This window comes from Candidatus Methanoperedens sp. (assembly GCA_027460535.1).
Classification (GTDB): domain Archaea; phylum Halobacteriota; class Methanosarcinia; order Methanosarcinales; family Methanoperedenaceae; genus Methanoperedens.
The window spans coordinates 1-9,236 of record JAPZAR010000037.1 but is presented as its reverse complement, the minus strand read 5'-3'; the positions used below and the strand labels follow the sequence as shown (position 1 = coordinate 9,236).

At 42.6% G+C, this 9,236-nt stretch carries 11 protein-coding genes; 10 read left to right on the top strand and 1 reads right to left on the bottom strand.

Annotation, left to right across the window (positions count from 1 at the left end; all coding sequences use genetic code 11):
• From O8C65_16050 to O8C65_16030, 5 genes are all read left to right on the top strand, one after another.
• Window positions 1-712 (top strand): UDP-N-acetyl glucosamine 2-epimerase (locus tag O8C65_16050; GenBank protein MCZ7358431.1); only part of this gene is annotated, 712 nt, incomplete at its 5' end.
• Between the two features lie 208 nt (window positions 713-920).
• Window positions 921-1,154 carry a hypothetical protein gene (locus O8C65_16045; GenBank protein ID MCZ7358430.1) on the top strand — a complete coding sequence of 78 codons (234 nt, stop codon included), beginning with the start codon at window positions 921-923 and terminating at the stop codon, window positions 1,152-1,154.
• Complete coding sequence (locus O8C65_16040; GenBank protein ID MCZ7358429.1) at window positions 1,133-1,645, top strand: type II toxin-antitoxin system VapC family toxin; 513 nt, start codon at window positions 1,133-1,135, stop codon at window positions 1,643-1,645. The genes O8C65_16045 and O8C65_16040 overlap by 22 nt, the downstream gene beginning before the upstream one ends.
• Window positions 1,646-1,899: 254 nt before the next feature.
• Complete coding sequence (locus O8C65_16035; GenBank protein MCZ7358428.1) at window positions 1,900-2,100, top strand: hypothetical protein; 201 nt, start codon at window positions 1,900-1,902, stop codon at window positions 2,098-2,100.
• A gap of 115 nt (window positions 2,101-2,215) precedes the next feature.
• Complete coding sequence (locus O8C65_16030) at window positions 2,216-2,350, top strand: hypothetical protein (protein ID MCZ7358427.1); 135 nt, start codon at window positions 2,216-2,218, stop codon at window positions 2,348-2,350.
• 139 nt (window positions 2,351-2,489) lie between these two features.
• Here the strand turns inward: O8C65_16030 and O8C65_16025 are convergent, their stop codons facing one another.
• A complete protein-coding gene (locus O8C65_16025) occupies window positions 2,490-2,678 on the bottom strand; it encodes a hypothetical protein (GenBank protein ID MCZ7358426.1) in 189 nt (62 codons plus the stop codon).
• 50 nt (window positions 2,679-2,728) lie between these two features.
• On the opposite strand from O8C65_16025, the gene O8C65_16020 reads away from it, so the two are divergent.
• From O8C65_16020 to O8C65_16000, 5 genes are all read left to right on the top strand, one after another.
• A complete protein-coding gene (locus tag O8C65_16020; GenBank protein ID MCZ7358425.1) occupies window positions 2,729-2,893 on the top strand; it encodes a hypothetical protein in 165 nt (54 codons plus the stop codon).
• Window positions 2,878-3,288, top strand: a complete 411-nt coding sequence (locus O8C65_16015; protein ID MCZ7358424.1) for a type II toxin-antitoxin system VapC family toxin — start codon at window positions 2,878-2,880, stop codon at window positions 3,286-3,288. The genes O8C65_16020 and O8C65_16015 overlap by 16 nt, the downstream gene beginning before the upstream one ends.
• A gap of 1,351 nt (window positions 3,289-4,639) precedes the next feature.
• Window positions 4,640-7,039: an S-layer protein domain-containing protein gene (locus tag O8C65_16010; GenBank protein MCZ7358423.1), complete on the top strand. Its 2,400-nt coding sequence runs from the start codon at window positions 4,640-4,642 to the stop codon at window positions 7,037-7,039.
• Entirely contained in the window at window positions 7,020-7,607 is a 588-nt protein-coding gene (locus O8C65_16005; protein MCZ7358422.1) for a hypothetical protein, read from the top strand. The genes O8C65_16010 and O8C65_16005 overlap by 20 nt, the downstream gene beginning before the upstream one ends.
• Before the next feature lie 11 nt (window positions 7,608-7,618).
• Window positions 7,619-9,236 (top strand): right-handed parallel beta-helix repeat-containing protein (locus tag O8C65_16000; protein MCZ7358421.1); only part of this gene is annotated, 1,618 nt, incomplete at its 3' end.

The window sequence follows — 9,236 nt, the reverse complement described above, 5'->3', positions numbered from 1 at the left end:
AGCTGGATTGCGCAGTTTTGACAGGAGCATGCCCGAGGAAATCAACAGGGTGCTGACAGACCATATATCTGACCTGTTGTTTTGCCCTACACAGACTGCGGTGGATAATCTGGCAAATGAAGGTATTTCAGCAGGTGTGTACCTGGTGGGGGATGTGATGGTGGATGCGCTTGAGTATAACCTGAAGATAGCCGAGAAAAAGTCCGGAATAATCGAGGAGCTTGCGCTTGAGAAGGGTAAGTATCTTGTGATCACAGTACACCGTCCTGGCAACACTGACAGCAGGGAGAACATGACGAATATCATCGAGGCGCTGGGTGAGACTGGCGGAGTTGTGGTGTTTCCTGTGCATCCGAGGACTGAGAAATATCTGAGGGAATATGGGCTGCTGATGCCTGAGAATGTGAAGCTGATCAAGCCCCTGGGATATCTGGATATGCTTAAGCTTATGGCAAGTGCGAAGAAGATACTGACCGATTCAGGAGGTATTCAGAAGGAGGCGTATGTGCTGGGAGTGCCGTGCATCACACTGCGGGAGAATACAGAGTGGGTGGAGACGCTGGAGGGTGGGTGGAATGTGCTGGTGGGGGCGGATAAGGGCAGGATTATTGGGACTGTACAAAAACCGGTTCCCACAAGCATTCAGCAGAATATGTGTGCTGGCGAAAGTGCAAGCAATAAGATTTTGAATGTTTTCGATAATATTGAGTGAGATGAACTTGGTTCATAGATGACAATGCAAGCAATGTGAAAGTATTCCTTGTCGTAACAGATGCTTGTGAACATCAATTGTCCTGAGAAAAAACAATACGCAAGATGGGAATAAGTGCTTATAGTTTCCTATACTTAAAAAAATCATACGATAAGCTACGTGAACCTTATATAAATTGAATATCTAACTGGTGTTAGAGGATTTGAAAATGGAAATCAAGATGGTCAAAGAAGGAATTCTAATCCCAAAAGGAGTGCTAAGGCAACTCGGTATTGAGAACTTTGAAATTCTGACCGAAAAACATGAGATTTTAATAAGACCAAAATCCCGAAGATCGAAACAGACAATCGTAGATGAACTCAGAGGATCTATTAAAGTTGAAAATAAGGACAAGATCGATGAAATAATATTGGCTGAAATATGGGATTTAAACGAGGATTAAGCATAATTCCAACGGGTAAAAGAGTTTTCATTGATGCCAATATCTTTCTATATGAGGTATTTGATCATCCGAAGTTTAGTGAAAGCGCATATAGAATTTTAAAAGATGTTGAAAATGGAGCGATCGATGGTGTTACTTCAACACTTGTTCTTGATGAAGTTCTCCATAAGATGATTTTAATCGAGGCATCAGATAAATTTCAGATTTCGATAAAAGAGACAGTTCCATTTTTGAAGAAAAATTACAAAGAAATTCCTTTGCTTGAGGCTTCATGGAAAGATATCGATAGAATACAGGAGATAGACAATCTAACTGTACGTGAGATCTCGCCGGACGTTTTTAAAAGCAGTATTAATGTTGCGAAGGCAAACATGCTTTTAACGCATGATGCTCTGCATATAGCTGTAATGAAATATGAATCAATATCTGATATCGCGACCAACGACAGCGATTTTGAGCGAATCGAAGGCATAACTGTCTGGAAACCGTGAATATTCCTGTCGCCACCTTCAGAAACCTGATAAGCAGATTAAAAGATAATATAATCACATACTATATATAAAATCCCCGGCGCACGATACGAACCCCAAGCAACCACCGCTCACAAAAGAACAGATGCCATCAAAATAGAATAGAACACAGATGCCGCTAATTTCGCGGATGCACATGTGTTTTCCCTCCATCAATACACCATAGTAAACACATTTAAATACATTTCAATAGTTAAAAGAACCCAGATACACAAATGAAGCTCATCTCCATCGTGGGCGCCCGCCCCCAGTTCATCAAGTGCGCGCCGCTATCACGCGAACTGCGACGGGAACATGAGGAGATACTGGTGCATACGGGGCAGCACTATGACCATGGATTGCTGCATGGGATAAGAATACATAAAGTATATCTTTATACTGTGGCGGCGCCAATAGGAATCCCAGGCAACCAATAGCGTAAATTAAAAAACCGCGGATAGACGCAGGTTTGATTACATTAATTAATTGTTTCAACAGTCTCGGCGCTTCGTAAAAGGCCGAAACAACCTACGGAACGAAAAAAAACCGCAGATGAAGGCGCCCAGAGTCACGCCTCTGGAGGGCGTGTCCACGCATGGCTGCGCCATGCGTGTGCGCGGAGTCGAGAACCCGCAGGGTTTCGGCATGATGAACGCAGATTTGTTGATAGGGATTATGATAAATTGAATTAAAAACTATATATTTTCATAGTCATGGCCCTCTGTGAGAACCGGGACAACCACCAGCCCAAAGATCCCCGCAATGTCCAAAAGCGCCCTATTTATATATCCCGCGTTATATCTAAGAGCAGAATATGAAAATCATCTCAATCGTGGTCGCCCGCCCCCAGTTCATCAAGTGCGCGCCGCTTTCCCGGGAACTGTGGGGGGAGCATGGGAAGGCGCTTGTGCACACGGGGCAGCATTGCGGCCAATGGTTGCTGTAAGGGATAAGAATACATAGAAACTGCCAACGCTGCTGTTTTTCCGAGTGATTTTAGCTGTCTTTTATGCATAAACAAAAGGTTATTAACATCTATAGCTCATTCAGTTAATTAGATGCATTATGAGACAAAAAGCAATGCACAAGGATAAGGTTATAAGACCGATGAGAAAGCAGGAGAAGAAAAAAGTTTTCAATCCCTCAAAATATAAAGGAATTTACAAGGATATGAGAATAGATTTTAAAGTGGAGATTGAAAAACTGAGAGAGGAATGGATAAGGGAATGAATAGATATCTATTAGATACGAACATTCTCATTTACTATTTTGCTGATGTAATTCCTCTGGAAGAACTTGATACAGTTGAAAATATTCTCAAAATGTCTTTTAATATTTCTATCATTACAAGGATTGAGTTTTTAGGATGGGATAAGCATACAAAAGAAGGATATGATAAGGCGAAGGAGTTCGTCAGTTTTGCAAAAACAATTCCACTAAATAATAAAATAGCAGACTTAACGGTAGATATTGGAAGAAACCATAGAATTAAACTACCTGATGCCGTAATTGCAGCAACAGCCTTATCTGGTGATTTGATTCTTGTAACAAGAAATAGTAAAGATTTTAGCGGCGTTGAAGACCTGGAAATATATAATCCTTTTAAGATGAATGATATGAGGTAGATAGTTTTTGATTCTGCACCGCTTTTTGTTTTTCAGCTATTTTTCATACAGCGGCATTCTGAGTGAGGATGTATGAGTGGGTAAGGTGAGATGCGTCTGTGGTGGGGATAGGTTCAGGATTGGAATTAATTATTTAAAGTATGTTTTTTAACAGTTGTGGCGCCAATAGGAATCCCAGGCAACCAATAGCGCAAATAACAAACCGCAGATGAACGCCCCGAGTCGCGCCTCGGGAGGGTGCGTCCACGTCAACCGTTGCGCCAGTTGACATCGCCCACACGTATGGCCCATACGAGGAGATACGTGTCTATACGTCGCGGCGGGCATAACGCCGATAAACGCAGATTGGATTACATCCCAAATTTGACAGTTCTAATTATTACTGAATGATTTTACAATTTTTATTATCAACGATAAAACGTAGTTTTTGCATTTTTCATCATTTTTTCACGCATAAATTTGACAGTTCTATTTCTGTTTGTTGAATGCGATTTCTTTGATTTTTCACTTGTTTTTTGACAGTTGCTGTAGATTTTCGAAAAAAATAAACAAGAATGGTATATTTTTGTTATTTTCACTCAAATAATAAGCCTATTTTAGTTCAGAATTGTAGGAATTTCCAGAAAAAAAGCTAAAAAATAGCCAAGAATAGGGGAATTTTTTTCAACTGTCAAATAGATTTTCCTGATAAAATATCGAAAATTTGTTGTTAAAAGAGAATATTCTCTTTTAAGAAGACTGCCATCTGTCAAACTTAGGTTACATTAATGTCATATTTTTACAGTGGCGGCGTGGGATAGAACCCGATGCAACCGTTAGCGTATAATCCACAAGAGGAGAGCAAACAGTGCTAGATTTCAGGCGACGAACCGGCAGATAAAGGCGCGCAGGTCATGGGTTTCCCGACTGGCTCCTTAGGAGGTCGCAGGCACTATAAATGTAGCCGACATTCTCCAGTCTTCTCCTTCCCCAAGATCCGATAACTACTTTTCATTAATAATTTTTTTGGTGTTTCTTCCCGGAATTCTGCGAGAAATTCCTGGACTCTGCAACATCAACACAATTTCACAAGCTTTATATATTCTCAGTACGTCCGGAAAAGCTTGGAGATTTCCTTATCGTGAGATGATGTCTCATTGAATAAGGTCGTGGAGTTCCCGCGAGCATGAGTTGTAGACTTATCGCTCGGGATACGTGGTATTTGTGAAAAGAGGTGGCTTGATTATGGTCTCAAATAAGAATGGTATATGGAGAGTTCCTGGAATAGCATGGGGAATTATAGTATTAATAGTTTTTTTATCTACACGCAGCCCAAAGTCGCAGGTGAGTTGGTTGAATGGAGGAAATTAAAATGATTAAAAAATTGGATATAGCTGTCATTGCAGCATCGGCAATTCTTATTGCAATGCTAACATCAATGCATGCAAGTGCGAATATTCAGGCATATAGCGTGGAAATCCGCGGAGCGGTCGTTTCAGTACCAGGCAGTCTCAGCGATACCACGCCTCGTTACTGGGATGCTTCAAACTTTGCAGGATTCTGGTACGATTTAAAGAATAACTTAATGACAGAGAATCTTTCGGTCGTTAGCGTCCAAAATAGAAACATTGATGGAGCTAATGAAAATTTGATATACACAACAACCAAAACGTTCAAGACTTTGAAAGTGGTCGAAAATGGTAAGATCAACGGAACAGATTCTGATATGATGATGTTCAATTCCAGTGGAACCGGAAAATATTCTATCCTAGGCTGGCAGGCGCAGCCCTACATTCCGGTAAAAGGCAATGCTAAGAAATTAGCCAAGCTTGTTATCGAGCAGGGCAATGCGACAACTGAAAAGAAAACCTTGGAAGTGGGAGAAACATGGGATATCGGGGATGGCTGGAATTTAACCGCGGCCAGCATCAATGCAAGTACGTTGCGGGCAAGGCTCGTTCTTAATAAAGATGGTATCAACGTTAGCGACAAGATCATCGCACAGGGCGGGATCTATATTTACAATCAAAGCCTTGCAAATGAGACAAATGTCCCTATGTTCCTTACATATGTGGACAGCGTGTCCCCGGGTTCAACCGGTGATATGGTGCAGTTGAGATACACATGGGCAATAAGTACTTCAGTTACAGAAGTTAAGAGTTCCGATGTATTTGGCAAAATGGTGTTAACGTCAGCGGGTTCCGATACCCTTGTACTAAAGAACAAAGACAAATCAGTGGACCTTACACAGGATGGAACTATTGACATCATGGGTGATTTGAAATTCAGAGTGGCAGACAGCGCCACCGATTTGAGATATTACCCAATGGTAGTTAGAACTCAGCCTGGAACATATGAGGTACGCGGCTTGGTCATTTCAGTACCAGGCAGTCTCAGCGATCCCACGCCTCGCTATTGGGATGCTTCAAACTTTGCAGGATTCTGGTACGATTTAAAGAATGACTTAAAGACAGAGAATCTATGGGTCTTGAGCGTCCAAAATAGAAACATTGATGGAGCTAATGAAAATTTGATATACACAACGACCAAAACTTTCAAGACTTTGAAAGTGGTCGAAAATGGTAAGCTCAACGCCACAGATTCTGATATGCTGAAGATCAATGCCAGTGGAACCGGGCAATATCCTATCATAGGCTGGCAGGCGCAGCCCTACATACCGATAAAATCCAATGCTAAAAAATTAGCCAAGCTTATAATCGAGCAGGGCAATGCCACTAATGAAAAGAAGTCACTGACGGTCGGAGAGACCTGGGATATCGGAGACGGCTGGACACTATTAGCCCAGAGCGTTGATGCCAAAGCATCGCCGAGACAGGTATGGCTTGTTCTGAGCAAGGATGGCGTAAAGAAGGACGATAAGGTAATCCAACAGGGCGGAGTTTATACTTACATAGAGAAGAGCTTTGCAGGCGAGACAGATGTTCCATTGTTCATAACATATGTGGACAGCGTTTTTGCTGGTGCCACAAGCGATATGGTGCAGCTGAGATACACATGGGCAATAGGTACGTCAGTCACAGAAGTTAAGAGTTCTGATGTATTTGGCAACATGGAAGTAGTAGCAGCGGGTACCGATACCCTTGTACTGAAGAACAAAGATAAATCAGTGGACCTTACACAGGATGGAACTGTTGACATCATGGGTGAGTTGAAGTTCAGGGTTGCGGACAGCGCAACTGATCTGAGATACTACCCTTTCGTGACATACGAAATCCTTACGCCGCCGCCTCCTCCCCGGCCATTCGATACCCTGAACTTTGTTGGAAATACGTGGAATCTCGTATCGGTGCCAAAGACGCTGAATAATTCCGCAGTTGATGTTGCTTTTGCCAACCTTAGCCTGGACCCGTTCAACATCAAATGGTACTACAATACTTCAACCAACGCTTGGGAAAATCCTTCCAAGATCACTCCGCTGCGCGGCTACTGGGTATACAATAACGCCTCAAATCAATCATACCAGAAACTCTCGTATAAGAACATGGCAGGTCCAAACGTACCACCTTCGATGCTCCTGAGAGCAGGATGGAACCTGATAGGCCATACTTCCACAGGAAATATGCCAGTTCAAAGCGCGTTAATCTCGATAGATGGAAAATACAGCCATCTTCTGACCTATTCGCCTGATGAAGGCTGGAAGATGTATATCGTTGGAAATCCCTCTCTGCAAGAGTTTAATGTTTTTGAGCCTGGTAGAGGCTATTGGATATTCATGACTCAGGATGCGACTTATGCAGCGGTGGACATATAGAATATTATTGTGCATAACTCTCCTTGCACAGGTGGCCAGCGCAGTGCCCATGCTTCCGATGGTAGTGAGCGGCAGCGTTTATATCAATGGGGCACCTGCGCCAAAAGATACTGTGATCAAAGCAATGATAGGCGAAGAGGTCAAAGGCAGTACAGTACTGTCACAAACAGGGATTTACGGCATGAAAGTTGAAAACGGACAGGGTCTGGTGGATTTTTATGTTAATAATGTAAAGGCCCAGAGCATAAAATGGAGCACTACGCCGGGAACACTGAACCTGACCGTGATGATCGCTCAGACCGGCCAGATTGCGCCAACATCCACTCAATCGGGATCGGGACAGCCTCAAGCATCAAGAACAACAACTACTGCAACTTCCACTGCCCCCCCAAAAGTTGGCACTCCGGCGATCCCAGAAGCAACAAATACAATTTCACAAGAGAAGAATGAGACACAGCCGGTGGTTTTACAGAGAAGGGGGGCAGTTAAGTTGCCTGGTATCGAAGCTGGTGTCGTTCTTTTTATGGTTTTGCTTGCATCTAAAGTATTCAGTGTTGGAAAAAAATGAAAAAAGGTTTTATGCAATATAGGAAAATTATCTCAATAATACTATTCGGAGCAATACTTTTCACCACAGGTGTTTCAATTTCCTCGGCGGATCCTATTCCTCCGATTCCCAACACTTTCAGCGGGACGGTAAGATTCGCAAATCTAAGTGATCAATTTGACGTACCGGCAGGCACGCTAATGGAAGCCTCCATAGAAAATGTCACAAAAGGGAGCACTATAATAACAACAGCCGGCAGATATATGATACATGTAAGCGGAACGTATGAGGATGATGGTTCTAACATATTTTTCAGCATTGGTAACTTTGCTGCTCAGCAAACAGCAGTTTTTAATGCAAGCGACCCACCACCGATGACTTTAAATTTGATAATAAATCTGCCTGAGCAAATGCCCGGTGGCGGCCAAATAATGGATTCTTGCAGCAATATTTCCTCACAAGGCAGTTACGTGCTCAACCGGAGCATAACAAATAGCGGTGCATTAAAATGCATTAACATCACTTCCAGCAATGTGGTTTTTGACGGTGCAGGCTACACCATCGATGGCGTGAAAGCTCCAGACAGTTACGGCGTGTATGTTTATAACTATTCGGCCCCGCTAACAAATGTAACTGTAAAAAATCTGAAGGTAACTGGCTGGACGGTTGGCATACACTATAATAGCGTACACAATGGAAGTATAATTAACAGCACTGCGAACTCAAACATCAATGGTTTCTCTATATTTAATGGTTTTAATAACACATTCAGTGGAGATAATGCAAGCTTTAATGGAGATGGTGTATTTTTCGTCACGTCTTCAAACAATACAATTAACGGCAGTATCATAACAGGTAATACCGGTAATGGCGTCGGTATATTCGCTACCTCTTGCTGCAATGTGCTGAGCAGTAACATTATCTCGAACAATACTAATGGCATCTCTCTGGATGTTAGTATGAATAACATTATTTATAATAACTTTTTTAACAATACTAATAATTCCATCCAATACTTACCTAATAACTGGAACATTACAAAAACACCAGGAATAAACATTATCGGAGGATCTTATCTCGCCGGCAACGTCTGGGCATATCCCAATGGTACAGGCTTCAGCCAGACGTGTACGGATGGCAACCGGGATGGGATATGTGATTCAAGCCATACCCTGGATGCAAATAATATCGATTACCTGCCGCTTTCAATGAATTTCAGTTCAGGTACAACTTCTCCGTCGATCTCCTTCACCGATCCCACGCCAGCAGATGGAGCAACCCTGACCCAGAACTATGCTTACATTAACACAACAATTTCCAATTCTGCGAACACCACAGCCTTCATCGACTGGAACCGCTCTTTAGCGGGCTGGTGGAGGTTCAACAATGAAAGCGGCGAGAGTTCAACCCTCTTCAAAGACTGGAGCAGCTGGGGGAACAACGGCACATGTTCGGGAAATGCGTGTCCGACTTCAACCTCGGGTAAGTTTGGAAATGGATCGAGCTTTGATGGAATGAATGATTATATAACAATGGGAAATCCATCCAATGGTGCTCTGGACTTTGGAACGGGGGATTTTTCAGTAAGTTCATGGTTTTATATGTCTTCGTTGCCCAATGCATGGAAGACAATCGTTAGCAAAGGTGATT

Coding starts and splice junctions, on each gene's coding strand:
- O8C65_16045 (MCZ7358430.1), top strand. CDS start 921: ATGGAAATCAAGATGGTCAAAGAAGGAATTCTAATCCCAAAAGGAGTG.
- O8C65_16040 (MCZ7358429.1), top strand. CDS start 1,133: ATGGGATTTAAACGAGGATTAAGCATAATTCCAACGGGTAAAAGAGTT.
- O8C65_16035 (MCZ7358428.1), top strand. CDS start 1,900: ATGAAGCTCATCTCCATCGTGGGCGCCCGCCCCCAGTTCATCAAGTGC.
- O8C65_16030 (MCZ7358427.1), top strand. CDS start 2,216: ATGAAGGCGCCCAGAGTCACGCCTCTGGAGGGCGTGTCCACGCATGGC.
- O8C65_16025 (MCZ7358426.1), bottom strand. CDS start 2,678: ATGCATAAAAGACAGCTAAAATCACTCGGAAAAACAGCAGCGTTGGCA.
- O8C65_16020 (MCZ7358425.1), top strand. CDS start 2,729: ATGAGACAAAAAGCAATGCACAAGGATAAGGTTATAAGACCGATGAGA.
- O8C65_16015 (MCZ7358424.1), top strand. CDS start 2,878: ATGGATAAGGGAATGAATAGATATCTATTAGATACGAACATTCTCATT.
- O8C65_16010 (MCZ7358423.1), top strand. CDS start 4,640: ATGATTAAAAAATTGGATATAGCTGTCATTGCAGCATCGGCAATTCTT.
- O8C65_16005 (MCZ7358422.1), top strand. CDS start 7,020: ATGCAGCGGTGGACATATAGAATATTATTGTGCATAACTCTCCTTGCA.